The following is a 26,444-nucleotide window of genomic DNA, read 5'->3' on the forward strand; positions in this document are numbered from 1 at the left end:
GACAATGAAATTTATTAAATTTTTCCTGATTAATCTCGTTCCGATATTCATCGTCATGACCGTCATTTATACGGCTTCTTCTCAGACTTCGGAACAACAGGACATTTCTCCTGTGCTGGATCGGGTGGCTGGAGAGGACGACCTCCGCAGCACCCTTTCTTCTGTCCGGGAACAGATAGATGGTGGAGCGGACCTTCTGATTGCTGCGGCGGCGGCCAGGCCAGTACTTTCCCTGGGCGCTTTTCTTTTTCTTTCCGCCGCAGGGGCCGCGGTCTTTTTCTATTTTTTTCAAACGACCGGTGCTTTGTGGAAAAAGGTACTCCAGGGGCTGCTTGCAGTAACGCTGGTGCTGGCTTTTACCGGTTCTCTTTTATACGCTCTCCGGGGGGACACCGTTCTGGAAGTACTTCGGGACACAGCTTCATTTGAACCGGTCCGACTGCTTCTCGCCGGGATTGATTTCACCTATGCGGGCACACATATCAACCAGCAGACCCAGGGAACAGACGGGCTGATGGAATTTTTTCTCCGCAAAGGAGCGCACTTTGTACTTTTTGGACTCCTCGGCTTTTTTATTTACCTGGCTCTTTTTAAATTAAGCCGGAACGTTCTGTTGTCTTTCTTCCTGACGATGCTGTTTGTCGCCGGTTATGCCGCTCTGGATGAATATAGACAGACGTTTATTGACTCCAGATCCGGCCTTGTAGAAGATGTCCTTCTTGATACGGCCGGAGGTCTTCTCGGCACGCTCCTTGCATGGGCCAAAAGATACTTTTTCAGCAGCCAGTCTTGACTTCCCCAGGCCGTGGGAAAGGCTGGAAGCAGTTTGACTTATTTTGATGTTTATGCTACTATAATAAATACACGAAAAACATTAGCATTTTCGTGCAGTCAGTATTACTAATTCCGGTTTCACCAACTCAAAAATCAATAAGACTAAATATTGGTCAATTGCGACAGACAATAGTGCTGTAGACAAAGCCGAAAAGACACCCCATCCGAGGTGCATCTTTTCGGCTTTTTTGTTTCCCGTGCATAAATTAAGGGAGGAATGAAACGTGCGGTATTTCGTAGATCATAAAACAAAACTCATACACAAGATTTTATCGGCAGGAGATGAATGCGGCTTCAATACAACTCCTGTTTCCGAAAGGGAATTTACTAACAACACGGAATACATTGAAAAGCTCACAAACAGTTCCGAATACGAAAGATGTCCCCACTGCCAGAAATTCGCTCTCGTCAGTGACTAAATAAGCTCACCCGGAGCCGGGTGAGCTTATCTTTCTTTTGCCGGGCCTTCAAGAACCAAAACAATATATCCTTCATCTTTTTGAAAGTTCCAGTCGACAAAATAATCAACGATTTTTCGATGCACTGCTTTTTCCATTCCAACTTCCTGAATGATTTTCCGCTCCAGCGGCCGCTTTGCCGTTTTTAATTCCTTGGACATTCCATTTTCGATCAAAGCTTTTTCAATTCGTACGAGAATCCCCGAACGCCGGACAAAAATGGTCCGTTCATTCAGCCAGTAAGCTTCGGTTTTATCCGGTACTTTCTGAGCTTCTTCGCTTGCTTTTACTACAAGCTCCATAAAAGTTTTCTTATTCAACTCCGCCGGCCATGAGAAGTTTTCTTCTGATTCTCCATTTTCCATAATACCGACAATGACTCCCGTTTCTGCTCCAAGGTTCCAGTCCGCATAAAGTTCCTGAACGTTCAGGCCTCCAATTTTCCGAAATTCCTCTTTCATTTCTTCTTTCAGATCAGACATCATGATTTCACGGGTTTCCAAAATCCGTTTCGATTCTTTCTGCTTAAGTAGAATCTGCTCCATCGGCGCGGTGAAGCCCCGAAAATAAATTACCAGAAAAGGGGGCTGGAGAGTCACGTAAACAGAAGCTGGGCCTTTTCCAAAATGGTCTCTAAGCATTGAAGAGATATAGCCGCTGATTTCCGCTTCCGTTGTTTTTTCTTTTGCCATGCCTGTATGCTCCTTTACCGTTTACCATCCTAATATTCCGGAGGCCATGCATTTCTTTATATTATGCATGTATCTACCTTAATTATATAGGATTAAGCACTGAAAACAAAGCCTTGGCTTCCTGCCTTTTTGTTTCACGTGAAACAAAACTTTTTTTAAGTGGAGCCGTCTTTTTCATTCTTTTTATAGTTTTTCTGCAGTATCTGCTTTTATAATGGGTATAGAATACGAAGGAGATTCACCCTTGGATGGGAGGGAGCAGCATGACTGAAAACGAAATCACCCTGGCGATCATTAAATCGCTGAAAGAAGGCCGAAAAAAGGCTTTCCAGGAAATAATGGACGAACTTCATCCGTATGATATGGCCCAGCAGTACTTAACAGTGCCGCCGAAACATAAACATAAGTATCTTTCCTACTTGTCGATTGAACAGCTGACAGATTTAATGGAAGAGCTGGAGCAGGAAGAACAGCTGGAAGTTATTGAATCACTCGGAGGAAGACGTTCTACAAAAGTGCTTGATCTAATGGAGAATGATGAACTCGCTTCCTTTCTTTCTGATCTGGAACCGGAAAAAATTAAAGAACTTCTGGCGGACATGAAACAGGAAGAGTCGGAAATGGTTCAGAACCTCATGAATTACCCTCCGGAAACAGCCGGCCGTATTATGAACAACCGGTATGTCTGGATCAACAAGCATTACACCATCGGGGAAGCCATTGAGAAGCTGAAGCACTTCGTAGAGCTTGCCGAATATTTAAACTATCTCTACGTCATCGACGACGATAAGAAACTCGTCGGCGTGATTTCCTACCGGGATCTTCTGCTCGCAGAAGTTGATGAACTGGTGGAAGACGTGATGTACAGCCGTGTCGTTAAAGCAGATGTTTCGATGGACCAGGAAGATGCGGCGATGCTGATCAACCGCTATGACTTTGTGTCTCTTCCCGTCGTGGATGAAGAGGAACGTCTCGTTGGAATCATTACTGTTGATGACGTGCTGGATGTTCTTATTCAGGAAGCAAACGAGGATATCGAACGGCTTTCCGCTTCCGGTAAGTCGATTGATTTTAATACGAAGCCGGTTGTCGCCGCCTACCGGAGACTCCCGTGGCTGATCGGACTGCTTTTCGTCGGCCTTATTTCCGGCGGGATTATCAGCGGCTTTGAAGATACATTAGGAGCGGTCGTCGCTCTTGCGTTTTTTATGCCGATGATTGCCGGCATGACCGGTAATACCGGAACACAGTCTCTCGCGGTTGTTGTCCGGGGACTCGTAACGGAAGATCTGACATTCAGGCAGACACTGCACCTGATTTTCCGGGAGCTGCGGGTAGGAATCCTGATTGGTATTACGTGCGGAATCCTTATCTTTTTGATCGCTTTGTTCTGGCAGGGAAGTGCTATTCTCGGCTTTGTAGTTGGAGCATCTCTTTTAATGACACTGATCATCGGAACACTTGCCGGGACAATTATTCCACTGGTGCTTTACAAGCTTAACATCGACCCGGCGATTGCTTCCGGTCCGCTTATTACAACAATTAATGACATCCTTTCCCTGCTCATTTATTTTGGTATTGCAACGGCCCTGCTGAGTCAGCTTACGATATAACAGCGGTTGCCGCCGCTCATTTTCTGCGGTTCACCCTTGATATATCAACTCTCAAAGCGTGCCTGCAGGAGAACGGGAACGCAGGAACGCGACATATCACGTCGTGCGCCTGCTTCCTGATTAAATTTTCTTTCCGGAAGATCCGGGATGAAAGGAAGTATTTTATGCCGTCTTTTCCATTAATGATTGATCTGCGTAATAAACAGGTTATAATTGTCGGCGGCGGACCGATCGCCGAAAGAAAGATTCAGCCGCTGCTGACAAGTGGTGCTTTACTTACTGTAGTGAGTCCGGAAGTGACACCGGCAATTGAAGCTCTTGCCCGGGAGGAGAAACTTACTTGGAGGGAAAAAAACGCCTCACCGGGAGATGTGGAGAAAGCTTTTTTTCTTATTGCAGCTGCTGATAAAGAAATAAATGAAAAAATAAGCAGAGCCGCTCCTGAAAACTGTCTGATCAACAACGTATCAGACGGAGAAAAAGGCAATACGGCTTTTCCAGCAATCGTTCGCCGTGGCCGCCTGACGATTGCTGTTTCTACAGGAGGAGCAAGCCCGAAAGCGGCCCGAAGAATTAAACAGGAGCTGGAGGAAACGTACGATGAACCCTACGGACAGTACATGGATTTCCTCCATGAAGTCCGTCTGCTTCTGAAGCGTTCTGACCTTGCTGATGCAGACAGACACCGATGGCTCGACGAAGTTACTTCCCCGGTGTATCTGGCTCCTGAAAAGCAGAGAGCCGTCCTCGACCGACTGGAAAAACTGCTTTCCTGATCAGAAAAAAAGCTGCCCATTATTTTATGGGCAGCTTCTCGTTTTACGCGTGAAAATTCAGGCCGGAAGTTACTTCTGCGACGTGCCCGGTGCGGACAACATAATCGCCGAAATGCTCGCCCGGCTGTCTCCGGGTCGCATACTCTTTTAAAAGCGGCTTCAGGGTGTCGAGAATTTCCTGTTCTCCAATATTCTCCCGGTACAGCTTATTGAGCCGGTCTCCTGTAAAGCTCGCTCCGAGATACATGTTGTATTTGCCGGGACCTTTTCCGATAAAGGCAATTTCACCAAGTGCCGGCCGTGCACAGCTGTTTGGGCAGCCGGTCATTCGTATAAGAATTTCCTGATCCCGCAGTCCTGCTTCTTCCAGCTGATCTTCGATTTTATCGATCAGGGTCGGAAGGTACCGCTCTGCTTCGGCCATCGCCAGTGCACAGGTCGGCATGGCTACGCAGGCAAGTGAATTTCTGCGCAGAGCGGAATTGGCTTTACCGTCGGTCAGTCCGTACATTTTTACAAGCCGGTTGATTTTGGCCTTGTTTGATTTGGCTACGTTGGCAATAATGAGATTCTGATTGGCGGTAAGGCGGAATTCCCCTTTATGAATTTTAGCAATTTCCCGGAGGCCGGACATGAGCGGATAATCTTCTGTATCCTTGACCCGTCCGTGTTCCACGTAAAGCGTCAGATGCCATTTGCCGTCTCCTTCTGTCCAGCCGTAGCGGTCTCCGCTGTTATCAAAATGATAGGGCCGTTCTTCCCCCAGCTCCCAGCCGAGGCGGGTGTTGAGCTCCTGCTTCAGCCAGTCGACGCCGTAACGGTCGATCGTGTATTTAAAACGGGCGTATTTTCGTTCGGATCGGTTGCCGTAATCTCTCTGGATGGTTAAAATCTTTTCTGCCACGTCATGTATTTTGTCCGCCGGACTGAAGCCGATAACGCGGGCAAGCTGCGGGTACGTATTCTCGTCCCCGTGTGTCATTCCCATGCCCCCGCCGGCCGTTACGTTAAAGCCCTGAAGCTCTCCGTTCTCAATAATAGCAATAAAGCCGAGGTCCTGGGAAAAAATGTCAACATCGTTGGAAGGCGGTACAGCGACACCGATTTTAAACTTTCTCGGCAGGTACACCGGGCCGTACATTGTTTCCTCTTCTTCACCGCTGCCGGCTACTTTCTCTTCGTCGAGCCAGATTTCGTGGTAGGCTCTCGTCTTCGGCAGGAGGTGGTCACTCAGCTTTTTTGACAGTCCATGTACTTCTTTATGAATATCTGACTGGTAAGGATTGGACGTACTCATGACGTTCCGGTTGACGTCTCCGCACGCAGCAATCGTATCCATGAGGGCGCTGTCGATCGCCTGAATCGTTTTTTTCATGTTCCACTTTAAAATGCCGTGCATCTGGAACGTCTGCCGGGTCGTCAGTTTCAGCGTCCCGTTCCCGTATTTGTGGGCAATTTCGTCCATTTTCAGCCACTGGTGCGGATCGGCAACTCCTCCGGCAAGCCGGACACGGATCATAAACTGATACGCCGGCTCCAGCTTCTGCTGCTTTCTTTCATTCCGTACGTCCCGATCATCCTGCATATAGCTTCCGTGAAACTTCAGAAGCTTTGTCTGGGCTTCCGGGATTCCGGCGCTGAGCGGATTGGTGAAATCCTCTGTCAGGCTGCCGCGGAGGCGGCGGCTGTCTTTTTTGATCAGTTCCGTTTCACTCGGCGGCCCGTCCTGTGTTACTTGTTTATCCGACATATTTTCACTCCTTCAGACACTATTTTCTTAGTATACATCCCGTTGATATTTTTTCTGTTTACGCAGATCCGTGAGAAAGGCTTCTGCTTCCTCCGGGCTTCTGCCACTTTCTTTTTCCACGATCGCCCGGAGCGCATCGTGCACATCTCTCGCCATGTGATCTTTATCGCCGCAGATGTAAAGGTAGGCACCTTCCTCGAGCCACTCGTACACTTCTCTGCTTTTTTCGAGAAGACGGTGCTGAACGTATATCTTTTCTTCGGTATCTCTTGAAAAAGCGACATCCATCCGGGTAAGAACCCCTTCTTTCAGCCACTGCTGCCATTCTGTCTGGTAAAGAAAATCGGACATGAAGTGCTGCTCGCCGAAAAAGAGCCACGACTTTCCTTCTGCTTCTGTTTCTTCCCGCTCTTCGAGAAAAGAACGGTAGGGTGCTGCTCCTGTGCCGGCACCGATCATAATAACCGGAGTATCAGGATTTTCCGGAAGCTTGAAGTTTTTGTTCGGCTGTACAAACACGGAAAGCTTCTCCCCGGTGTCGGAGCGCTCTGCACACTGCACTGAGCAGACACCTTTTCTGTCTCTACCATGGGCGTCATAACGCACGGCTCCGACAGTGAGATGAACTTCCTCCGGATTCGCCTTCATGCTGCTCGCAATCGAGTACAGGCGGACGGGGATTTTACGAAGAACGGAAATAAATTTTTCCGGCGGCGTGTCCCACGGACCAAAATCCCGCACAGCATCCAGCAGGTCCCGTCCATAAATGTATTCTGTAAGCTTTTCCTTATTTTCCGGGAGAAGCAGGTCTTTCAGCTGCTTGTCTTCTGTCAAAGAAGCAAGTTTTTCAAGAAGCGGCTTCGTAAGCGTGGTAATTTCCACATGTTCAACGAGAGCACTGCGGAGCGGAAGGATCGTTCCTTCTTTTCCGACAGGCAGCGGATGCTCCGGATCCCAGCCCATCTGCACAATCAGCTGATCGACGAGCTCCGGATCGTTTTCCGGAATAATACCGAGGCTGTCCCCGGGCTCGTACGTGAGGCCGGAACCTTCCAGACTGAGTTCCAGATGTCGTGTTTCCTTGTTGGAGCCACGGCCGTTTAAATTTATATTTTCCATAATTTCTGCCTGGAAAGGATTCTTTTTACTGTATTTCACACTGCCTGCTGCTGGTACTGTTTTTTCCTCCGGCTTCGCTTCTGAAGCTTCAGCACCGAGTTTTTCGAGAACCCCCTCGAACCATGCGGCTGCCGGCTCTTCAAATTCTACGTCGCAGTCGTAACGGGGGTGGATTCTCTCTCCTCCGAGTTCCTCCAGCCGCTGATCAAACTCGATTCCTGTCTGGCAGAATTTTTCGTAGGAACTGTCACCGAGCGCAAGAACGGAAAACCTCAGGCCGTCCAGTGCCGGAGCTTTTCTGCTGAAAAGAAAATCGTGAAAACCGATGGCATTATCCGGAGGGTCTCCTTCCCCGTGAGTGCTCGTTATAACGAGCAGATCTTCCACTTTTTTCAGGTTTTTCGGCTTAAAAGAGTCCATGTCGACTGCTTTTACCGAAAACTGTTTCTGACGGAGTTTTTCAGCGGTTTCCTCTCCAAGCGCCTGGCAGTTCCCCGTATGGGAGCCGATTAATATCGTAATTTCCCTTTTTTCAATTTTCCCGGAAACTTCAGCCTGCGCTTCCGCAGGAGCCGGAGCTTCCACGGTCGCTGCTGCGGAAGCGGATGCGGTTTCCTGGGAAAAAGCGAGATAACCGCTCAGCCAGTTTTTCTGGCTGTCATTTAATGTTTCCAGCAGCTGGTTCAGCAGTTCGGCCTGCTTTTCGTTAAAAGGACTGTTCGTTGTTTGTAACTGCACACTCTCCACCTCTTTCTAGTTATTGCGGTAATAATGTTCCAGCGCGACAATCATTGCTCCCATCTTCTGGGATTCAGGAGCTGTCACTTCTGTAATACCGCTGTTTAAAAGCTCCCGGGCCGTTACTTTCCCTACTGCTGCTGCCTGCACGCCGTTGTTGAAGGCTTTCACGAGCTGCTCCGGTTCCTCTTTCAACACGTTTCTTACCTGTTTTTTACTTGTAAATACAACGGCATCCACCGTCTTGTCCGTCACTTCCTGCTTCAGACGCCGCACGGTCAGCGATTCCGGAGGTTCGTGGGAATACGGTTTGGACACATACACCGGGCATCCGTTTTCTTCCAGAACGTCCCGAAGTAAAGCATCATCCTGATCGTAGGCCTGCAGAAAGATGTTTCCATTTCGTTTCTTATGCTCAAACGTCTCCAGAAGCTGATCCATCGTCCCATCTCCGGAAAGTATTTCCGGTGTCAGATCATTTTCTCCGAGCCATTTAACCGTTTTGCTTCCCCGGACAGCAAGTTTCGTTTTTTCCAGCTTTTTAATAAAAGCCTTGTGCAGGCCGGCTTTTTCAGCTGCTTCAGCCAGTGTCCGGGCGCCGATACCCGTCGTAAGAACTGCCCACTCGAAGGATTCTTCGAGAAAAATTTCCACGTCCTGACGGCTGACCATATTATCGACAAGCTGACGTCCCTGTACCGGATAGACGACGGGATCGCCGCCTTTTTTTTCTATCATTGTACTGATCGCCCCGGACTGTCTGTCCGCCGCCACGGCGATACTTTTTCCTTTCAGACTGCGCATCGTCTCCCCCCTTTCTTTCCGTTATAACGCCTGTGCGGCCAGTGTTCCTGCTGCCGGCTCCTTTTGCAGCGCCTCCTGAACAGCATCCCGCAGCGCTTCTTCCATTGCGGGGTGGCTGCCGAGATACTGGCAGAGAATAAATGATCCGCCGGAAGCGTTTCTTTTACTGATTTCTTTTTCCATCTCCTGCATTAATATTCCGGTAAACCAGAGGTAAGGTACGACAAATACCCGTCTGTTTTTCCCCACACCTTCCAGTCCTTCGTGAAAGTCGGGACGACATGCTGCCAGGTAGCATACGCTGATGGCGGAAGCCTCTGTCCGCTCTTTCAGCCCTGCAGCGATCGTTTCCATATCCCGCTTTGTCTGCCCGTTCCGGCTGCCCCGTCCGACAAGAAGTATCTCGGAATCGTCCTCCATGGAGAAGCCTGTTTCCTTTATCCTTTCCGCCGCGAGGTCGATGACCCGCTCCTGCACGCCGAGCGGACGGCCGTACGTAAACGTAATTTCCGGGAATCGTTCTCTTACTTTATCCACTTCCTCGGGAATATCCTTGTAGTAATGCCCCGCACTGAGAAGAAGAACCGGAATTACGGCAATACGTGATGCTCCCCGGGAAACAAGTTTTTTAATGCCCTCGGAAATATCGGGTTCTGCAAGTTCCAGAAAGCATATTTCCTGAAGCGGCACATCGATCTGCCGCTGGACAGTTTCCATAAAATTCTGCGCCTGCCGCCGTGCTTTTTCCACCCGGCTGCCGTGACCGACGTACAGTACTCCCTGCATTTGTTTTCCTCCTTTAAACGACGAGTTCCGGCGGAGCTTCCTGCAGCTCTTCAAACCACTGCAGTTCTTCCCGGAGCTTGACTACTTCGCCGACGACAATCATTGCCGGCTGTTCCACGATTCCGGCTTTTTCCACAATGTTTTCCAGTGACCCGGTGACGGTGCGCTGCTTAGCTGTTGTTCCCCATTCAATAACAGCAGCCGGCGTATCAGCCTTCAGTCCGTGGCGGATCAGTTTTTCGCTTATTTCAGGCAGCTTTCTTACTCCCATATAAATGCAGAGTGTATCCATGCTTTTGACAACATGTTTCCAGTACTCATCCTGCTTTTCACCGACTTTGCTCACACCGGAAATAAAGGCAACCGAGGAGCTGAAGTCCCGGTGGGTTACCGGGATGCCTGCGTAGGCTGCGGCGGCGACTCCTGAAGTGATCCCCGGTACAACTTCGTACGGAATGCTGTGCGAAGCAAGCTCCTGGGCTTCTTCGCCTCCCCGGCCGAAAATGTAGGGATCTCCTCCTTTCAGCCTCGTCACCGTTTTACCCCGGAGCGCATGACGGCAGAGAAGCTGATTGATTTTTTCCTGGCTCATGGAGTGACTCCCGGGTGTTTTTCCGCAGTAGATCAGCTCTGCTCCCGCTTTCGTCTCCTTCAGCAGATCCTGATTGATCAGCCGGTCATATAAAACAACGTCTGCTTTTTGAATGGCTTTTAATCCTTTTACTGTAATCAGATCAATGTCTCCCGGCCCTGCGCCGACAATATATACTTTACTCATTAAGATTCCGCCCCTCTTCTGTTTGTTTGATTCAGCGCCTGTTTCCGGCAGTGTGAAGCCCGCATTCTGTTTTCATGCTGCCCTGCCATCTTCCATCCCGGCTGTCGCCGCCTGTTTCGACAGCTGTTGTACACGGCACGCAGCCGATGCTCGGATAATTGTTATCGTGCAGTTCGTTGTAATCGAGTTCGTTTGTCTTTATATACTCCCATACATCCTCCCACGTCCAGTGGATGAGCGGGCACACTTTTATCGATTCAAATCGCTCGTCGCGGTTCACAAAATTCGTGTTCTGCCTGCTCGGGGACTGTTCTCTTCTAAGTCCGGAAACCCAGGCGACCGCTCCGGAGAGTGCTTCTTCCAGCGGTTTAATTTTCCGGATATAGCAGCACTGGTTGGGATCTCTTTCCCAGAGTGCCGGTCCGTATTTTTCTTCCTGACCGGTTACTGTCAGCTCCGGCTGCTTCATTTCCACCTGCAGCTCCGGATAGCGCGCTTTCACTTTGTCGATCAGCTCATACGTTTCCGCAAAATGGAGTCCGGTATCAAGAAACACAATAGAGGCGTCTTTTTTTACTTTTGAAATGAGGTCGATCAGGACGATACCCTCTGCCCCGAAGCTGCAGGCGTAGACGATATCTTCCCCGTACGTGCCGTACGCCCATTCCAGTACTTTTTCTGCTCCCTTGGAAGAATCCCCCGGATTTATTCCCCGGAAAGGATCGTCCTGGAAATTTTCAAAGGTTATCCTGCTCATCTGCCTCTCCTTTCCTCCGCTTCGTCACCGGAGATACTTTTCTTTTTTAAGATAATCGATAATCTGCTCCACAGATTCTTCCAGTGACTGGGTGTCTGTTTCCACTGTCAGCTCCGGATGTTCCGGTTCTTCGTACGGGGCGTCAATTCCTGTGAACCCTTTAATTTCTCCGGATCTTGCTTTTTTGTAAAGTCCTTTAGGATCCCTTTCTTCACACGCCTTCAGGCCGCACTTTACGTATACTTCAATGAATTCTCCTTCTTCCAGAAGCTCCCGCACGCTGTCCCGGTCTTCCCGGTACGGCGAAATAAACGCCGTGAGTGTGAGCAGGCCGGCGTCTGTCATCAGCCGGCCCACTTCCCCGATCCGGCGGATATTTTCCGTCCGGTCCTCCGGGGAGAAGCCGAGGTTTTTGTTTAAACCGTGCCGGACGTTGTCCCCGTCGAGCCGGTACGTATGGATCCCCTCTTCGTACAGCTTTTTTTCGAGAGCGGAGGAGATGGTTGATTTACCGGAACCGGAGAGACCGGTGAACCAGAGTACGGCGCTTTTATGCTCCTTCTGTTTCTGTCGTTCCTGTTTGGTTACTTCAGAGTCGTGCCACGTAATATTTGTCGAACTGCTCATAAAAATCTCTCCTCTTTCAATGGATTTATTAAACCAATCAATTTACTCGGTTTTATAAAGAAATAAAAAAGTCTACCCGAGCCAGACGAACTGGACGATGGAAACGGTGACGATTAAATACAGAATATTGAGTGGAATCCCTACCTTCACGTAATCAGAAAAACGATATCCGCCCGGTCCGTAGACGATGAGGTTCGTCTGATAGCCGATCGGTGTCGCAAAGCTTGCGGAAGCAGCGATAGCAATGGCAACGAAAAATCCGGTCGGGTCGTAGCCGAGCTGTTCGGCAATCGCAAAAGCAATTGGAAACATGAGGACGGCGGCCGCATTGTTCGTAATAATTTCTGTGAAAAAGGAAGTAAGAAAATACACTGCCGTAAGGGCGCCGATCACTCCGATGCCGCTGGAAATCTGCACGAGATGGGAAGCGATGAAGGAGGCTGTCCCGGACTGTTCAAGTGCCATCCCGATGCCGATCGCCGACGCGATAACGAGCAGAACGTCCACCTGAATGAACCGTCTTGTTTTTTCCAAAGAAATCGAGTTTGTGACAAAAAGCGTGAGTACGGCAAGAACCGCTGCTTCAAACATGGAAAGCAGCCCGGTTGCTGCGAGGGTGATCATCAAAATGAGAGTCACGAGGGAGATGAGCGCTTTTCGGGAATGAACGATATCCGGCTTCGTTACTTCACTTAAAAGATAAAAATCCTTCGTGTTATTCCAGCGGTGAAGAAAATCCCCATCCGCAAGCAGAAGCAGCGTATCCCCGGGCTTCAGTTCCGTATCCCCGATTTTCTCTTTGACCCGTTCCTCGTTCCGGTGTATAGCCACGACTCCGGCGTCGTACACTGTCCGGAAACAGCTTTCCTTCAGCGTTCTGCCGGCAAGCGGAGAACGGTGGGAAACGACTGCTTCCAAAAGGTGGGCATTCCCATTCTGCAGCTCTTCCAGCTTCAGATCTGTTCCTGTTTCCAGCTGCAGCCCTTTAATGTTCTGCAGGTCGACAAGCGTAGTAAACGAACCGGTGAAAATGAGGCGGTCGTTTTCTTCCAGTACATCTGTTGGTGCGACCGGGGCCGATCGGTTGCCGCGGCGGATCAGTTCAATAAGAAAAAATCCTTCCATGCGCCTAAGGCCTGCTTCTTCGACTGTTTTTCCTGCAAGCGGGGACCCTTTTTCCACGAATGCCTGGGATAAGTATTCCTTTGATGATTCAGAAAATGCCTCTGTCGACGTCCGGCGGTCCGGCAGTATGCGGTAGCCTACCGTGCTCATGTAAAGGACACCGATCAGACCTGCCGGCAGACCGACAACTGCCAGCTGAAACATCGAAAATCCTTCCATCCCCTGCTCGAGCATAAACCCGTGAATGACGAGGTTCGTCGACGTGCCGATCAATGTAAGCGTTCCGCCGAAAATAGCCGCGTAGGAAAGCGGAATAAGAAATTTGGATGGAGCAATTCCCCGTTCCCTGCACCATTTCCGGATGAGTGGTGTAAACATGACGACGATCGGCGTATTGTTTAAAAAAGCAGACAGGCCGGCAACCGGAAACATCATCTGTATAAGCGATTTTTTTCTTCCGTTTCCTGAGCCAAGAGCCATTTTCACTAAATAATTCAGCGCGTTTCCCTGCTGAACAGCGCCGGCAACAATGAACAGCAGGCCGACGGTAAGCATTCCTTCATTGGAAAATCCCCGCAGCGCTTCCGCCGGCTCCATCACCCCGAGCAGAAGGAGCACAGCGAGCGTCACGAGAAGGATGACTTCCGGCTTCGCCGCTTCTTTAATCAGGCAGAGAAGCATGATGCCGACAACTGCCAGTACGATCCCTATTTCAACTGTCATTTTTCTGCCCTCCTGATCTTATCCGGGCAGCTTCCATGCGGGAGTGGGCCTTTTACGCTTTTACTGTCGTCTCCTGCAGGCCTTTTATCAGCACTTCGGCTACTTCCGGGCGTGTAAACTGCTTCGGCGGCTTTTCTCCTCTGCGCAGCATTTCCCGAACCTTCGTTCCGCTTAGGTGTACGTGAAATTCCTTGTCATGCGGACACGTTTTCGCCGACGCCATGTTTTCACATTCCGTGCAGAAAAAGGCGTGTTCAAAACGGAAGATCTGAATACCAAGCTCCTCTTCGAACTCCGTAATAAAGTCCTGTGCTTCATACGTGCCGTAGTAGTCGCCGACACCGGCATGATCCCGTCCGACAATGAAATGGGTGCATCCGTAATTTTTACGGACAATGGCGTGCAGCACAGCCTCTTTCGGTCCGGCATAGCGCATCGCCGCCGGATAAATCACGAGTCTTGACCGGTCGGCCGGATAGTAGTTTTTCAAAATCACTTCGTAGCTTTCCATACGGATTTCCGCAGATACGTCATCGGATTTTGTTTCCCCGACAAGTGGGTTTAACAGCAGGCCGTCGACCGCTTCAAGTGCTGCTTTCTGAATGTATTCGTGCGCCCGGTGTACCGGGTTTCTTGTTTGAAAACCGACGATTGTTTTCCACCCAAGATCGTTAAACAGGGCGCGTGTTTCCACCGGATCGAGGTGAAAATCCGCAAAATCACTGTGGTCCGGGCGGTTTAAAAGAGTAATCGGACCGGCAGCGTATATTTCCCCGCGCTCATAAAGCTTCTGTACTCCGGCGTGGGCAGCGTCTTTTGTTCCGTACACTTTTTCTGCTTCCTGCTGTTTGTCGTAAGCGTACTTTTCCTGAAGGTCGAGCGTGCCGTAAATAATGCCGTCCTCTCCGCGGAGAGCAATCGTTTCCCCGACATCGTATGTGTCTGCTTCTTCAGCGGTCAGTGACAGAGTGATCGGAATGCTCCACACCGTTCCGTCAGCAAGCCGATTGTTTTCGAGAACATTTTCATAATCCCCGCGTCCGATAAATCCTTCGAGCGGACTGAATCCCCCGATACCGATCAGTTCCAGGTCGGAAATGGTCCAGTCGGAAACTTTCAGCTGCTTCAGGCCTTCTGCTCTCTGAAGTGCCTCCTCCCGTTCTTTTCCTTTCAGCTCCCTGTTTACGAGCGTTCCTCCGTGCGGTTGAATAGACATATAACCCCTCCTATGGTTGTAATAATGTACTTTACCTTTCTAAAATTCATAAAACTTATAATTCTTACCTTTTTACTATGTTTTAAAATAAAAAAAGAAAGCTCCTGCTGACTTATAATTTTTTGAAAATTCGTTGTTAGTAATCATAGTACACCCATCAGGATAATTCAATATATTTTTTTGATTTCTTTAATTTTACAATTGCACCGTAAAGCAGCTCTTCTTCTAAAAATCTTGCTGTGACGGTGTTTTCCTTCCTTCATTTTCTGCGTTCCTGTGAGAGAAATCTTCTTTCTGCTGCGCTTTCTTTTTCAGTCTGGTAGCATACACAGTAGAAAGGGGCGGAATCTGATGAAAAAGAAAGTGAAAGTAGTAGCAGCGGTTATCGAACAGGAAGGAAAAGTGCTCTGCGCGCTCCGCTCTTCACAAATGAGCATTCCAAACGTCTGGGAATTTCCCGGCGGAAAAGTGGAAGAAGGAGAAAGTCTGCAGACAGCGCTCGAGCGGGAAATCGAAGAAGAGCTCGCCTGCTCGATTAAAGCGGGCAGCATTTTTCATGACCATACCCATGAATACGAGGCGGCAGTGGTCCAGCTGATCGCACTGAAAGCGAAGCTCATAGAAGGCGCCCCTGCGGCACAGGAACACGAAGAGCTTCTATGGCTGCCGAAAGAAAGCCTTGCTTCTCTCGTCTGGGCACCGGCCGACGTACCGGCAGTGGAAGCACTGATCGAAGAAAAAAAAGTACTTAATTCATAGTGATGGATACAAACCGTTCTTTGAAAGAAGCTGAAAAGCTTTTTCCGGGGAGCGGTTTTTTCTAGTATAAAGACGTATATTACTGCGTTATAACAGTTCTCTACATTGAATAAAATGTATTAAATAAAACAAATATATCTGTTTTTCTTTTTCTCCATCGTTAAAAATCCTTTAATATCAGTATTTTTTAACTAAATGTCAATATTTGTCGAAAATAAATACTTTCTTTATAACGAACAAATCCATATACTGTAAATAACAACCCTTGATATGAATCGGCGGCCGCCTCCATATCCAGGCTTAAAAGAACCACTGCTTCCGGAGTGTATTTCCGCCCGGGACCTGGTTCCTTATTCAGTATGTCTGTTCATAAGCAGGAAGCCGCTGACTAAACATTTTAAGGGGAGATTATGAATGAATAAAATGAAAAAAATGTCTATTTTCACACTGACACTTATTTTTTCCATGAGCCTGGCCACCGGAGCCCTTGCTTCAAACGGGAAAGCCCAAGCACCGGGGCAGAGTGAAAATTTTCATAAAGGCATTACAACCGAAGTAACGACAAGCGAAGATGTATATGAAAAAACTTTATATGATACCGATGTTTCCGAGAGTAAAGAAACTGTTCCTAAAGTAAAGACTTATGAAAAAGATCCTGTCGTAACGGAAATTGTGGAGAAGGAAGAGCATTCGTCCCAGGACTGGTACCGCCTTCGTACTACTACAACCACTGAAACCACAACAGTTACCGAAACATGGGACGAAGTAATCACAACAAAAACAACTGACTTCATCGAAACTCCGGTGACGATTACAAAAACTACAGTTACCACGAACGAACACCGGGGCGCTCCGGGAAGCAGCGGCAAGCATCTCGGTGAAACGAGCGAAACGACCGTCGACAAAATAAAAGGAGAGCCTCAGGTGGTTGATACAAAAGAAGATGTAAGCACAGAGAAAATAAACTTTAACAAAGAAGAAAGCACAGAAACTACTTCCAGGGTTTCCCGTGGAGAGTGGATCAAAGACTGAATTTTCTCAGGTAAACAGGCCATGACGCCTTCCGTCATGGCCTTTTCCTGTGGAAGCATTCCCACTGCATCTGAAAAAGGACGTCCCCGCTCTTCCGGAACTTCTTTTCTCATATTTCAGGTTACATAAGGTCTGGAAGATGGTATAGAACAGTAAGCTTAAATGAAAGAAGGGATAACGGTGGACGAGGAAATCAAACGCTATTTCCGTCAAATGGACCGGAGTTTTTACATGGAACACGATAAAGATAAAGCCCACATGAACCGCCCGTTTTCCATAGGCCACGGCCAGACCATTTCCCAGCCGTCGCTCGTATTGGAAATGACGCTTGCCCTCGGTCTCGAGCCACATCACAAGGTACTCGAAATCGGGACCGGAAGCGGATTTCAGACCGACCTTCTCGCTTCTTTTGCAGAAGAAGTATTTACAGTGGAGCGGATCCGCCCTCTTTATGAGCGGGCAGTTGAAAAGCTCGGGCAGGCAGGTTTTAAAAATATCCACTTCCGCTGTGACAACGGCTCCAACGGCTGGCCGGAGGAAGCTCCCTTCGACCGGATTATGGTCACTGCCGCCGCCGAAACGATTCCTCATGCACTGATCGACCAGCTGAAGGAAGGTGGAAAAATGATTATTCCTGTCGGTACTTTCGGACTGCAGGAGCTGCTTCAAGTAACAAAGAAGGAGGACGGGGAGATCATCACGAAGAAACTTATGTACGTGCAGTTTGTAAAACTTTACGATGAGTAACCGGGAGGTATTTTTGTGGCAGACATTAAGGCACTGCTTTTTGACGTATTCGGAACGGTCGTGGACTACCGCTCGACGATCATCCGGGAAGGACATCAGTTTAATAAAGAGTTTGCCCTCGACCTGGACTGGGCAGACATTGCCGACAGATGGCGCGGGAGGTACCACCCTGTTCTGAAAAAAGTGCTCGACGGGGAGAAAGAGTGGAAGAAACTGGACAATCTCCACTACGAAGCGCTGAAGGAGATTTTGGAGGAGGAAGGCATTACGAGGCTTTCAGAGGAAACGCTCCAGTATATCAACACCGTCTGGCACCGGCTCCATCCGTGGGGCGATGCGGTTCCGGGGCTGTACCGGCTGAAGCAGAAGCACATCATCAGCCCGCTTTCCAATGGGAACGTATCCCTTCTCGTCAATATGGCCCGGCACGCCGGCCTGCCGTGGGATGTGATTTTATCTCCGGAAATGATTCAAAGCTATAAGCCGGATCCAGACGTTTACAAAATGGCCGCCCGCTTTCTCGATTTAAAACCGGAGGAAATTCTCATGACCGCTGCACACCAGTATGACCTGCAGGCCGCGCAGGACCTCGGTTTCCGGACAGCCTACGTGTACCGGCCGCTTGAATTCGGGGCCGGAAACGTTCCGAATCTGGTTCCTGAAAGAGAATACGACTACGCTGCCAACGATTTTATTGACCTTGCCGATCAGCTCCGCTGCTGACAGGCGCACGTTTTTCCCTTTCCTCCGGGACCGGCTCAACCAACAGTTGAGCCGGCCTTTTTTTTGGTGCGGGGGAAATCCGACGGATAAGGCGGCGGAGCTGATTTTAATCATTATAAGCGGGTCATTAATCTTTAACCGGGACTGTTTAATCATTATAGCCGGGGTTATTGTCATTAGAAGTATTTTTAATCAGGATAAACCATCTGCTGTCATTATAGGCGGGCTTTCGAAGGGAATTAATCATTATAGACCGGCTTTTAATCACCAGCCTGCAGATCCGAACCCACCAGACAAAAAGGAAGCTGCCTCCAGTTCGGAGACAGCTTCTTTTACTATAGTTACGAATTGAAAATACTTTCTATATGACTTCCCGCTCCCAGAAACGGTGGGAGGCGATTGCGTCGGCGAAGTTTTTCGAGAACTCTCGCGGCGTTCCACCGATGACTACGCCCGGGCTTTCTTTCATGTTATCAAGCTGCAGCAGTGCTTCTCCTTCGTGGGAAGCGCCGATCGGCTTGTAATGGAAAAACGCTTCGTGCACGAACTGGGCTGCCTGGCGGTAGAACGTTTTTTCCGCTCTGCTTCCGCCCACGGCGTACACGGCATCAAACAGGACAGAGTCTGCTGTCAGGAACGTGTGATCCACTTCCAGCTCCGTGTCGTCGCTGCCCTTGATCGTTCCCTGGCTGTCACTGACGATTTCCGTCTGGACACCGAGCTTTTTCAGCTCTTTCAGCACCGCGTTGATTTCCTTCCCGTTGAACCCGTCACCGATCAGTACGGCTGCCTTCCGGGTATCCGGCTTTTTCTTCGTGTTTTCCTGGCTCAGCGCCGGAGAAGATTTTGTCACGCTGCTTCCCGGCCCTTCCGGAAGTTTCACACCGATCGCTTTCGCAAAGCCTTTTGCCAGATCCAGGCTTACGTTCGCAAACATATCCACGACCTGCTGGCGGATATCCTTGCTTTCCACTTTTCCGAGTTCAAAGCTGAAGGCATTGATAATGTGCTCTTTTTCCGCAGCGCTCATGCTGTTCCAGAAAAGCGTCGCCTGGGAAAAGTGATCCTTAAAGCTGTCGCTTCTCGCGCGGATTTTGTGTCCTTCCACGCGCTCCTGATAATGCTCAAAGCCGCCTTCTTCCTTCGTTGCCGGTTCCGGAGTGTTGTCCGCCATCGAGTTTTTATGATAGGCGACCGGTCCTTTATTGATCGTCTGCCGGCCGTAGCCGTCCCGCTGGTTGTTAAAGAACGGGCAGACCGGCCGGTTAATCGGCAGCTCATGGAAGTTCGGCCCGCCGAGACGGATCAGCTGTGTATCTGTGTAGGAAAACAGTCGCCCCTGCAGCAGCGGATCGTTCGTAAAGTCGATCCCCGGCACGACGTGACCCGGGTGGAAAGCGACCTGCTCTGTTTCGGCAAAGTAGTTGTCTGTATTTTTATTGAGCGTCATTTTACCTACGATTTTTACCGGAACATCTTCTTCCGGCCAGAGTTTCGTCGGATCAAGAATATCAAAGTCGAAGCTGTGCTCGTCTTCTTCCTTCACGAGCTGCACACCGAGCTCATACTCCGGATAATTGCCGTTTTCGATCGCTTCCCAAAGATCCCCGCGGTGGAAGTCCGGGTCTTTGCCGTTCACTTTCTGGGCTTCGTCCCAGACGACCGAATGCGTACCAAGCACCGGCTTCCAGTGGAATTTCACGAAGTGGGCCTCTCCCTTTTCGTTTACAAAACGGAAGGTATGTACCCCGAACCCTTCCATCATACGGTAGCTCCGTGGAATCGCCCGGTCGGACATTGTCCACATCACCATGTGCGCTGACTCCTGGTTGTTTGCGACGAAATCCCAGAACGTATCGTGCGCAGATGCTGCCTGCGGGATTTCGTTGTGCGGTTCCGGCTTCACGGCGTGAATTACATCCGGGAATTTGATCGCATCCTGAATGAAAAACACCGGGATGTTGTTACCGACAAGGTCGTAGTTTCCTTCATCTGTATAAAATTTTGTGGAAAATCCGCGCGCATCTCGTGCCAGATCACCGGAACCCCGGGAACCTGCCACCGTGGAAAACCGGACGAATACCGGTGTTTTTTTCGACGGACTCTGCAGAAAGCCTGCTTTCGTATATTCTTTCATGGATTCGTACGGCTGAAATTCTCCGTGCGCCGCAAAACCGCGCGCATGGACAATCCGCTCCGGAATCCGTTCATGGTCAAAATGCGTCATTTTCTCACGGAAATGGAAGTCCTCCAGAAGCGTCGGTCCGCGCTCCCCTGCTTTCAGGGAAAATTCGTCCTCTGAAATTTTCAGTCCCTGATTCGTCGTCATCTTTTTGCCGCGGTCATCAGTTTTAAACTGTTCGAGCTGATCCTGCTTCTTATTTTTACTCAATGATTATTCCTCCCCGGTTTTTGAAAATTGATGGGTTAAACCACTGAACTTTTCCCTGATCCTTACAGTAATAAACGTTCTGCCCGGTATTTTTACGAAAAAAGTCCCCGAATGACGCGAAAAGGACGGGGAAAGATAAGGAATTCTTCCAACTTTCCCCGTGATTTTACCAGCCTCGGCTAAATTTCTGCTCTATAGCTGATATATGAGCATATTTTCCCTATTTTCTTTAATTAATTGGAATATAATGAAAGTATATCAATAAAAAAAAGGGAAAGAAGGGCTGGATATGAATGAAGCTGTGCAGTTAACTCATATCTCTCACATTTACGGACGTCACCGGGTGCTGTACGATGTTTCTATTGCCATTCAGCCCGGAATAATTTTCGGTCTTCTCGGTCCTTCCGGCTCCGGTAAGACTACCCTTATTAAAGTGCTGCTCGGAATATTGAAGCCCGCCCTCGGCCAGTCAATTGTCATGGGGACCCGTATGCCCTCTTTACATCAAATGAAGCACATTGGTTTTATGGCTCAGTCGGATGCTCTTTATCCTGAACTTACGGCTCAGGAAAACATGGAATATTTTGCTTCCATCTCCGGTCTGGAGCGCCAATCGGTCAAAATGCGCGTTAAATCCTGCCTGGAAACGGTAGACCTTACGAGCTCCGCCAAAAAGCAGGTAAGCAGTTTCTCCGGCGGCATGAAGCGGAGACTTTCCCTTGCTGCTGCCCTCGTCCACGATCCGGACATTCTTATTCTTGATGAACCGACAGTCGGCATCGATCCTGTTCTGCGTGAAACCATATGGAAAGAATTTCACCGGCTGACGGTGGAAGGAAAGACGATTATCGTGACGACCCACGTCATGGATGAAGCGGAAAAATGTGATCAGCTTGCTCTTCTGCGTGAAGGAGAGGTTATCGTGCAGGGAACAGTGGAAGAGCTTAAAGCTTCCATAAAAGCAGATTCATTGGAAGAAGTATTTCTTCACTACGGCCGGGTTACGTCATGAAAGCTGCAGCGGTTATCCACCGGATATTAAGGCAGTTCCGCCGTGACAAACGGGCGCTTGCCCTCATGCTTTTCGCTCCGATTCTCGTCATAACGCTTCTGTGGCTCGTACTGGACACGGAGGAATACGAGCCGGAAATAGCTATCGTGGATGCACCGGTTGCATTTACGAATATAATTGAGCATAAAGAAGCAGACTTTTCCTCCATGAATATGAGAGAAGCCGGCCGTGTCCTGAAGGCGGGGGAAGTTGACGGGGTGTTGAGCTGGGAAGATGACCGCCTTTCCCTCATTCTCGAAGGAAGTGATTCTGCAGCCAACCGGTCCGTCATTCGGCTTCTTCAGGAAACCCTTCAGGACATGAATCCGCTTCATCAGGAAATAACTCTTGAAATTCTTTACCTCCACGGATCTGCAGAACTGAATCTGTTTGATAACACCGGTCCTGTCCTCATTGGCTTTTTCGTATTTTTCTTCGTATTCCTTGTAGGAGGAATTTCTTTTCTAAGAGAACGGATCCAGGGGACGCTGGAAAAAAGTCTTGCGAGTCCGTTGAAGCGGTGGGAAATTATTGCGGGATATCTCGGAGGCTTCGGCCTTTTTGCTGTACTGCAGTCGCTTATCATTATTTTCTACTCGATTTATGTGCTCGATATGTTTATGGCCGGTTCTTTCTGGAACGTGCTGCTCATTACGCTCCTGCTTGCGCTCGCTGCGCTGAGTCTCGGCACGCTGTTATCCACTTTTGCGGGAAACGAATTTCAGATGATCCAGTTTATTCCGCTCGTTATCGTTCCGCAGGTGTTCTTCTCCGGGATTTTTAATCTGGAAACGATGCACCCTTTTCTCCGCGGTATCGGAAGAATTATGCCGCTGACTTACGGAGCGGAAGCGCTGCGGGGTATCATGATCCGGGGAGAGGGGCCGTCGGATTACTGGATGCAGATCGCTGTGCTTGCCGGGTTTTCTGTCCTCTTTATCAGCCTAAACATTCTTGCGCTGAAAAAACACCGCCGGCTGTAATAAGACTGTTTTAAAAAGACACCCGCCTCTCTGAAGGTGTCTTTTTAACGTGGATAGGAGGGCGGTGGATTTCTACCAACTTTATGCATAATTCTACCAATCTTCTCCGGAATAGTTCCAACCTGCCGGCACAATTCTTCCAACCTCTGCGTTTTTTCTTCCAAATGAAGGCAATTATACCAACACCAGGTACTTTCCTTCCAGCTTTCCACTTAATTCTACCAAATACAAAAAGAAACATACGCCATAAAAAAAGCCCGGCAGCTACCGGGCTCTCGACGGAACGTTTTCTGTTTTTTTCTTTGATTTCATCCGGAAATAAATATAGTAGACGACAGCGGCCGCAAAAAGGCCGGCAATCAAATACTGAACGTTCTGAAACACTCCGTACGCTTCCCCGACAACGCCGAGCGTACCGAGATAAAGCATTACTACAGCCACCGGAAAAACGCCGATAAACGTAAACACTCCGTATCGGAGCGGAGTGATCTTGCAGAAGGCAGCGACATAGACGATATAGCCCATGCCGAGCACCCGTCCGGCGGCGATCGTCCATTCCCGGTACTTTTCCATGAACCGGACCATGCGTTTTGCGCGCTTCGAAACGAGCCGCCGCTGGACGAACCCCTGAAAGCGGAGCGACAGGTAATACGGAATGTAGGCAATTATCGTATAGGCGGCCGAAGCAAGCAGGCTGATCCAGACAATGTCCCAGCCGGAAGGTCCAATCAAATAGCCGTAAATTAAAAAGATGATGGCGGCAGGAAATGGAATCGACAGCGCCTCCACGGCGATGCCGGCGATGAGTCCCGCCCATCCGAGCTCTCTGAGTATGTCAAATATCACTTCCAGCATGCGGAAGGCTCCTCTCCAGTATTCTTTCTAGGAATACCTTTACCCCATTTCCCGGGAAATTAACGGGGAAAAGTGAAGCTTCTTTCCTCAGAGGCTAAAAATCAACGGCCCGGCGTCCGGACGTGTTTTTGTACAGGTCGAACGGTGTACGGACCGTCGGCGGAGCCTGCTTCAGGCTTTCCTCCAGCTCCTGAAATCCTTTCCAGTAGGCATCGTTCCGACGGCGGAGGTCGTTTTTGTAGTTTTCCACGTACAAATATTCCCCGGCTTTTTCGGCAAAGTGCAGCTCGGTCCAGACAGCAAAACCTTCCAGCTCCTCCAGCGTCATAAAGGAATAGTTAAGCTCATTGGAGCGCCAGGATTACTTCATGCTCTCCCGTCGCATGCAGAGCGGTGATGCCCGGTTCATTCATCGTAAGGATTGCGTCCGATCCTTGCCGAAAATTGTCAAAATTGATACTTCCGTTTTCGACTTCGACCTCTGCTGATTCACCTGTATTATTTTTCCTTTCTTAAAAAGTCCTGCGTAGTGTTTTTAGAGTAAAACAGGAAAACATGACTACTTTTTCTATAAATCTGTGGCGAGATCAACTGGAGAAAATATCGGAAGCTCTGTTTTTACGGTCTGCGTAAGCTCCAGCATGAGACGGAGCATTCGATCGTAATCGTTTTCGGTAACTGGATCCAGACCGTGGGCGAGGACTGATTGATTGTGTAGAAGCTGCTGCTGGATTTCCTCCTGGTGTCGGACATATTTTCTGCCCATTTCATCTCCTAGGGCCTCGAGCAGAATGTAGGAAGCGTGCAGTCCGAGCTGAAGCAGCTCGTCATCTGAGGAGTCACGCTGCACATATTCTTGACGGTGAGTTTCTGGCACCTGCTTTTTATTACATTTTTGGGAATCAATATTGTAACCTTCCCACAGCCGATGCTGAGCTGCAAGCTCCAGCGCCCGATAAAGACGTACCGCTGCATCGTCATAACGCTCCTCAGCACCGCACCGCATGGCGTTCGCGAGAAGGTCCTGCAGCAGAAAGCCTCTTTTCTTTTCCGCACTTTCAACAACCATGGGCTCAAGCATACGGATATGGTTTTCCACACGGACAATCACTGCTTTCAACGGTCTGCTCATAAAACAATACGGGTGAAGCATTCCCCTGGCCTGTTTCATCAACTTGAAAGCCTGTTTATATCGAAAGCGATCCCATTCTCTATAAGCTTCAAACATAGGAATCAGCCCTCTACAGATGTCTTTCCAGTAATTTTCCCCACTTACATTATCCTTAATTTCCTCACAGAGACGTGCGGCTTCGTCGTAATGACCGAATTTCCATGCGTTTGTAATGTCTTTGCGCTGTTTTAGTACGATCGCATTCCATGGATTAGCTTTCCGGAGAACTTTTTCTGTCCCGTCTACGAGGATCACTTTGCCACCCCCGCTTCGTTTGTCACCGCTTACATATGCGTACTGTACCCCTGTCTCCACTGTTGCCAGCACGAGTGCTGCCCCCATCGTTTTTGTACCCCCTGTGTAATCAACGAGCACATTCTCCCAGCTAAGCCCCCTGCGGTCAACATGTACCGGAAGTTCCATATAAAGAAGGTGAAGATTCGCCTCAATATCCTCCCCGTCCGTCGTTTCCACTACCGCTGTATGCCTGATGAAGGGACACTCCCTAATAATTCCGGGGAGGTATTCCGACGCTCCATCCGAACAGTAAAACACCACACTTTCCGGCTCTACTGCCTTCAATGATTGAACTGCTGGTTCCTTGCTTCTTCCTATAGAGCAGATCATCATTCTTGTTCTATTTTTCGTTTTCATCGAAGTCCCCCTTTATTATCCTCTGTAAACAGTTCGTTAGAAATATATAATTTCCTTTTAATTTCCGATAATTAACAGTAAAAACCCTTTGCTTAACGAAACAAAGGGAGGGTAGTACTCTGAAGAGGCTGTTAAATTATTTGTTAATACTAAAAATAGTTGAACTTTTTGGAAGTTACAGATCCGATAATTTTTTCTGTTTCTAAAGAAGTTATAAATTTCTTCATCTCATTTGTTTCCTAATAAAGCAGGCAAATACTTGGCTTTTGAGCACCATTGCAGCTGTTACTGCTTTACCCAGAGTGAATATTTACCGAAGCCAAAAGTTGTTTCTTTCCCAACGTGGTATTTTTCGCAGAAAAACAAATATGGCAGCCATGCATCCAGTTCGCTGCTCCGATTCATATGAAAAGATGCAAGTACTCCACCGAGTATCATGTCTTCTCCGTGGAACGAGGAGCAGCACGGAATGTCCTTCCAGGACGAGTGATGTAAATGAACATCATGCATGTTGGGCAACTTCGGAAATTCCAGTGTTTTCTTGTTTTTAGGGTCAACTAACTGAGTAAACCGCTGTCGGACCTGATTGAAAAATACTGCCGGCACAAATTCCCTGACAAGCTCGTTATTCTCTTGGGTACGAAAAGGCGAAGCAAACTGAATAAATATTTTATCGTAGCGCTCCGGCAGCTGAAACGTCCACGGGGAGGGTTCAGGCCTGGCTGTTACTTCGTTCTCCATGATAGTGAAAGAACTTTCAGATGTTTTTTGCTCCACGTGATCCAGCTCAAACGGCAGATGGTTTTCGCCGAGCGGATAGGAGCTTATATTCTGGATCACGGCAAAAAGTTGGGGGATGTATTTTTCTACGTCGTCTCCAAACAGGAGAAAGTCGAACGCCAAAGGATCTCCCGGAGCAAAGTCGACCGAGCGGGAATCACAGCTGATGAGGTAGGGAGGAGGTACGGACTGACTGTGATTGAAAACAGCGGCTGAAGTTTTTGGAGATTCAAACAGCGCACTGTATTGGCAGTTGTCAAGAAAAGCACAGTCTCTGCAGGAGATTTTCATGTTGTGGCATACGTTTCTCCTGAATTCTCCTGTCAGAATCCCATGGAGCATAGACGTTTTGTGTTCCGGGAGCAGGCCGTGCGAACAGCTTTTTAAATGAATGCGAAAATGAAACATTACGGGTGCCTTATGTACAGCTTCTGTCATCGAAAAACCCCTATTTTCAGTTAATAATTTTTTAAAAACAACCTCTTTCCCAGAAAAGAATAA

The 26,444-nt window shown here is 48.8% G+C and carries 26 protein-coding genes; 11 read left to right on the plus strand and 15 right to left on the minus strand.

Annotation, left to right across the window (positions count from 1 at the left end; translation table 11 throughout):
* Positions 1-4 precede the first annotated feature (4 nt).
* Together C6Y45_RS09185 and C6Y45_RS09190 are read left to right on the plus strand one after the other, a co-directional pair.
* Positions 5-793: a VanZ family protein gene (locus C6Y45_RS09185; protein WP_107584931.1), complete on the plus strand. Its 789-nt coding sequence runs from the start codon at positions 5-7 to the stop codon at positions 791-793.
* Between the two features lie 265 nt (positions 794-1,058).
* On the plus strand, positions 1,059-1,253 hold the full coding sequence (locus C6Y45_RS09190) for a hypothetical protein (RefSeq protein WP_107584932.1): 195 nt from the start codon (positions 1,059-1,061) through the stop codon (positions 1,251-1,253).
* Between the two features lie 26 nt (positions 1,254-1,279).
* Here C6Y45_RS09190 and C6Y45_RS09195 read toward each other — a convergent pair whose 3' ends face one another.
* Positions 1,280-1,984: a Na-translocating system protein MpsC family protein gene (locus tag C6Y45_RS09195; protein WP_107584933.1), complete on the minus strand. Its 705-nt coding sequence runs from the start codon at positions 1,982-1,984 to the stop codon at positions 1,280-1,282.
* Between the two features lie 263 nt (positions 1,985-2,247).
* Here C6Y45_RS09195 and mgtE point away from each other — a divergent pair, with 263 nt between their 5' ends.
* Entirely contained in the window at positions 2,248-3,597 is a 1,350-nt protein-coding gene (gene mgtE / locus C6Y45_RS09200; RefSeq protein WP_107584934.1) for a magnesium transporter, read from the plus strand.
* Positions 3,598-3,761: 164 nt separating this feature from the next.
* Positions 3,762-4,373 carry an NAD(P)-binding protein gene (locus C6Y45_RS09205; RefSeq protein ID WP_107584935.1) on the plus strand — a complete coding sequence of 204 codons (612 nt, stop codon included), beginning with the start codon at positions 3,762-3,764 and terminating at the stop codon, positions 4,371-4,373.
* A 43-nt stretch (positions 4,374-4,416) separates the two neighbouring features.
* Here C6Y45_RS09205 and cysI read toward each other — a convergent pair whose 3' ends face one another.
* The 9 genes from cysI to sat form a co-directional block, all read right to left on the minus strand.
* Positions 4,417-6,123 carry an assimilatory sulfite reductase (NADPH) hemoprotein subunit gene (gene cysI, locus C6Y45_RS09210; protein WP_107584936.1) on the minus strand — a complete coding sequence of 569 codons (1,707 nt, stop codon included), beginning with the start codon at positions 6,121-6,123 and terminating at the stop codon, positions 4,417-4,419.
* A gap of 27 nt (positions 6,124-6,150) precedes the next feature.
* Complete coding sequence (locus tag C6Y45_RS09215; RefSeq protein WP_107584937.1) at positions 6,151-7,980, minus strand: assimilatory sulfite reductase (NADPH) flavoprotein subunit; 1,830 nt, start codon at positions 7,978-7,980, stop codon at positions 6,151-6,153.
* Between the two features lie 15 nt (positions 7,981-7,995).
* On the minus strand, positions 7,996-8,784 hold the full coding sequence (locus tag C6Y45_RS09220; protein WP_107584938.1) for a uroporphyrinogen-III synthase: 789 nt from the start codon (positions 8,782-8,784) through the stop codon (positions 7,996-7,998).
* Positions 8,785-8,805: 21 nt separating this feature from the next.
* Positions 8,806-9,570 (minus strand): sirohydrochlorin chelatase, encoded by a 765-nt coding sequence (locus tag C6Y45_RS09225; RefSeq protein WP_107584939.1) that lies wholly within the window; start codon positions 9,568-9,570, stop codon positions 8,806-8,808.
* A 13-nt stretch (positions 9,571-9,583) separates the two neighbouring features.
* Positions 9,584-10,348, minus strand: a complete 765-nt coding sequence (gene cobA / locus C6Y45_RS09230) for a uroporphyrinogen-III C-methyltransferase (RefSeq protein WP_107584940.1) — start codon at positions 10,346-10,348, stop codon at positions 9,584-9,586.
* 31 nt (positions 10,349-10,379) lie between these two features.
* Positions 10,380-11,105, minus strand: a complete 726-nt coding sequence (locus C6Y45_RS09235) for a phosphoadenylyl-sulfate reductase (protein WP_107584941.1) — start codon at positions 11,103-11,105, stop codon at positions 10,380-10,382.
* Positions 11,106-11,129: 24 nt separating this feature from the next.
* Positions 11,130-11,732, minus strand: a complete 603-nt coding sequence (gene cysC, locus C6Y45_RS09240) for an adenylyl-sulfate kinase (protein WP_107584942.1) — start codon at positions 11,730-11,732, stop codon at positions 11,130-11,132.
* A 72-nt stretch (positions 11,733-11,804) separates the two neighbouring features.
* Positions 11,805-13,580 (minus strand): SLC13 family permease, encoded by a 1,776-nt coding sequence (locus tag C6Y45_RS09245; protein ID WP_107584943.1) that lies wholly within the window; start codon positions 13,578-13,580, stop codon positions 11,805-11,807.
* 52 nt (positions 13,581-13,632) lie between these two features.
* A complete protein-coding gene (sat, locus tag C6Y45_RS09250; RefSeq protein WP_107584944.1) occupies positions 13,633-14,796 on the minus strand; it encodes a sulfate adenylyltransferase in 1,164 nt (387 codons plus the stop codon).
* Positions 14,797-15,147: 351 nt separating this feature from the next.
* Between sat and C6Y45_RS09255 the strand changes: the two genes are divergently transcribed.
* From C6Y45_RS09255 to C6Y45_RS17500, 5 genes are all read left to right on the plus strand, one after another.
* Positions 15,148-15,555, plus strand: a complete 408-nt coding sequence (locus tag C6Y45_RS09255) for a (deoxy)nucleoside triphosphate pyrophosphohydrolase (RefSeq protein ID WP_107584945.1) — start codon at positions 15,148-15,150, stop codon at positions 15,553-15,555.
* Between the two features lie 414 nt (positions 15,556-15,969).
* Positions 15,970-16,587: a hypothetical protein gene (locus tag C6Y45_RS09260; RefSeq protein ID WP_107584946.1), complete on the plus strand. Its 618-nt coding sequence runs from the start codon at positions 15,970-15,972 to the stop codon at positions 16,585-16,587.
* A gap of 162 nt (positions 16,588-16,749) precedes the next feature.
* Positions 16,750-17,334 (plus strand): protein-L-isoaspartate(D-aspartate) O-methyltransferase, encoded by a 585-nt coding sequence (locus C6Y45_RS09265; protein ID WP_107584947.1) that lies wholly within the window; start codon positions 16,750-16,752, stop codon positions 17,332-17,334.
* Between the two features lie 15 nt (positions 17,335-17,349).
* Positions 17,350-18,057, plus strand: a complete 708-nt coding sequence (locus C6Y45_RS09270) for a haloacid dehalogenase type II (RefSeq protein ID WP_107584948.1) — start codon at positions 17,350-17,352, stop codon at positions 18,055-18,057.
* A gap of 46 nt (positions 18,058-18,103) precedes the next feature.
* Positions 18,104-18,409, plus strand: a complete 306-nt coding sequence (locus C6Y45_RS17500) for a hypothetical protein (RefSeq protein ID WP_160058266.1) — start codon at positions 18,104-18,106, stop codon at positions 18,407-18,409.
* A gap of 9 nt (positions 18,410-18,418) precedes the next feature.
* Here the strand turns inward: C6Y45_RS17500 and C6Y45_RS09280 are convergent, their stop codons facing one another.
* Positions 18,419-20,449 carry a catalase gene (locus tag C6Y45_RS09280; protein ID WP_245922627.1) on the minus strand — a complete coding sequence of 677 codons (2,031 nt, stop codon included), beginning with the start codon at positions 20,447-20,449 and terminating at the stop codon, positions 18,419-18,421.
* A 289-nt stretch (positions 20,450-20,738) separates the two neighbouring features.
* Between C6Y45_RS09280 and C6Y45_RS09285 the strand changes: the two genes are divergently transcribed.
* A complete protein-coding gene (locus tag C6Y45_RS09285) occupies positions 20,739-21,461 on the plus strand; it encodes an ABC transporter ATP-binding protein (RefSeq protein ID WP_107584950.1) in 723 nt (240 codons plus the stop codon).
* Positions 21,458-22,483 (plus strand): ABC transporter permease, encoded by a 1,026-nt coding sequence (locus tag C6Y45_RS09290; RefSeq protein ID WP_107584951.1) that lies wholly within the window; start codon positions 21,458-21,460, stop codon positions 22,481-22,483. The genes C6Y45_RS09285 and C6Y45_RS09290 overlap by 4 nt, the downstream gene beginning before the upstream one ends.
* A 264-nt stretch (positions 22,484-22,747) precedes the next feature.
* On the opposite strand, the gene C6Y45_RS09295 is transcribed toward C6Y45_RS09290, so the two are convergent.
* The 4 genes from C6Y45_RS09295 to cas6 form a co-directional block, all read right to left on the minus strand.
* Positions 22,748-23,338: a DedA family protein gene (locus C6Y45_RS09295; protein ID WP_107584952.1), complete on the minus strand. Its 591-nt coding sequence runs from the start codon at positions 23,336-23,338 to the stop codon at positions 22,748-22,750.
* A 94-nt stretch (positions 23,339-23,432) separates the two neighbouring features.
* Complete coding sequence (locus C6Y45_RS09300; protein ID WP_107584953.1) at positions 23,433-23,666, minus strand: hypothetical protein; 234 nt, start codon at positions 23,664-23,666, stop codon at positions 23,433-23,435.
* Positions 23,667-23,906: 240 nt separating this feature from the next.
* Entirely contained in the window at positions 23,907-25,163 is a 1,257-nt protein-coding gene (locus C6Y45_RS09305; RefSeq protein WP_107584954.1) for a TIGR02710 family CRISPR-associated CARF protein, read from the minus strand.
* Positions 25,164-25,448: 285 nt separating this feature from the next.
* Positions 25,449-26,285, minus strand: a complete 837-nt coding sequence (gene cas6, locus C6Y45_RS09310) for a CRISPR system precrRNA processing endoribonuclease RAMP protein Cas6 (protein WP_160058268.1) — start codon at positions 26,283-26,285, stop codon at positions 25,449-25,451.
* Positions 26,286-26,444 lie beyond the last annotated feature (159 nt).

The sequence above is a fragment of the Alkalicoccus saliphilus genome, assembly GCF_003044065.1.
Lineage (GTDB): Bacteria > Bacillota > Bacilli > Bacillales > Salisediminibacteriaceae > Alkalicoccus > Alkalicoccus saliphilus.

Coding starts and splice junctions, on each gene's coding strand:
- C6Y45_RS09185 (WP_107584931.1), top strand. CDS start 5: ATGAAATTTATTAAATTTTTCCTGATTAATCTCGTTCCGATATTCATC.
- C6Y45_RS09195 (WP_107584933.1), bottom strand. CDS start 1,984: ATGGCAAAAGAAAAAACAACGGAAGCGGAAATCAGCGGCTATATCTCT.
- mgtE (WP_107584934.1), top strand. CDS start 2,248: ATGACTGAAAACGAAATCACCCTGGCGATCATTAAATCGCTGAAAGAA.
- C6Y45_RS09205 (WP_107584935.1), top strand. CDS start 3,762: ATGCCGTCTTTTCCATTAATGATTGATCTGCGTAATAAACAGGTTATA.
- cysI (WP_107584936.1), bottom strand. CDS start 6,123: ATGTCGGATAAACAAGTAACACAGGACGGGCCGCCGAGTGAAACGGAA.
- C6Y45_RS09220 (WP_107584938.1), bottom strand. CDS start 8,784: ATGCGCAGTCTGAAAGGAAAAAGTATCGCCGTGGCGGCGGACAGACAG.
- C6Y45_RS09225 (WP_107584939.1), bottom strand. CDS start 9,570: ATGCAGGGAGTACTGTACGTCGGTCACGGCAGCCGGGTGGAAAAAGCA.
- cobA (WP_107584940.1), bottom strand. CDS start 10,348: ATGAGTAAAGTATATATTGTCGGCGCAGGGCCGGGAGACATTGATCTG.
- C6Y45_RS09235 (WP_107584941.1), bottom strand. CDS start 11,105: ATGAGCAGGATAACCTTTGAAAATTTCCAGGACGATCCTTTCCGGGGA.
- cysC (WP_107584942.1), bottom strand. CDS start 11,732: ATGAGCAGTTCGACAAATATTACGTGGCACGACTCTGAAGTAACCAAA.
- C6Y45_RS09245 (WP_107584943.1), bottom strand. CDS start 13,580: ATGACAGTTGAAATAGGGATCGTACTGGCAGTTGTCGGCATCATGCTT.
- sat (WP_107584944.1), bottom strand. CDS start 14,796: ATGTCTATTCAACCGCACGGAGGAACGCTCGTAAACAGGGAGCTGAAA.
- C6Y45_RS09255 (WP_107584945.1), top strand. CDS start 15,148: ATGAAAAAGAAAGTGAAAGTAGTAGCAGCGGTTATCGAACAGGAAGGA.
- C6Y45_RS09260 (WP_107584946.1), top strand. CDS start 15,970: ATGAATAAAATGAAAAAAATGTCTATTTTCACACTGACACTTATTTTT.
- C6Y45_RS09265 (WP_107584947.1), top strand. CDS start 16,750: ATGAAAGAAGGGATAACGGTGGACGAGGAAATCAAACGCTATTTCCGT.
- C6Y45_RS09285 (WP_107584950.1), top strand. CDS start 20,739: ATGAATGAAGCTGTGCAGTTAACTCATATCTCTCACATTTACGGACGT.
- C6Y45_RS09290 (WP_107584951.1), top strand. CDS start 21,458: ATGAAAGCTGCAGCGGTTATCCACCGGATATTAAGGCAGTTCCGCCGT.
- C6Y45_RS09295 (WP_107584952.1), bottom strand. CDS start 23,338: ATGCTGGAAGTGATATTTGACATACTCAGAGAGCTCGGATGGGCGGGA.
- C6Y45_RS09300 (WP_107584953.1), bottom strand. CDS start 23,666: ATGACGCTGGAGGAGCTGGAAGGTTTTGCTGTCTGGACCGAGCTGCAC.
- C6Y45_RS09305 (WP_107584954.1), bottom strand. CDS start 25,163: ATGAAAACGAAAAATAGAACAAGAATGATGATCTGCTCTATAGGAAGA.
- cas6 (WP_160058268.1), bottom strand. CDS start 26,285: ATGCTCCATGGGATTCTGACAGGAGAATTCAGGAGAAACGTATGCCAC.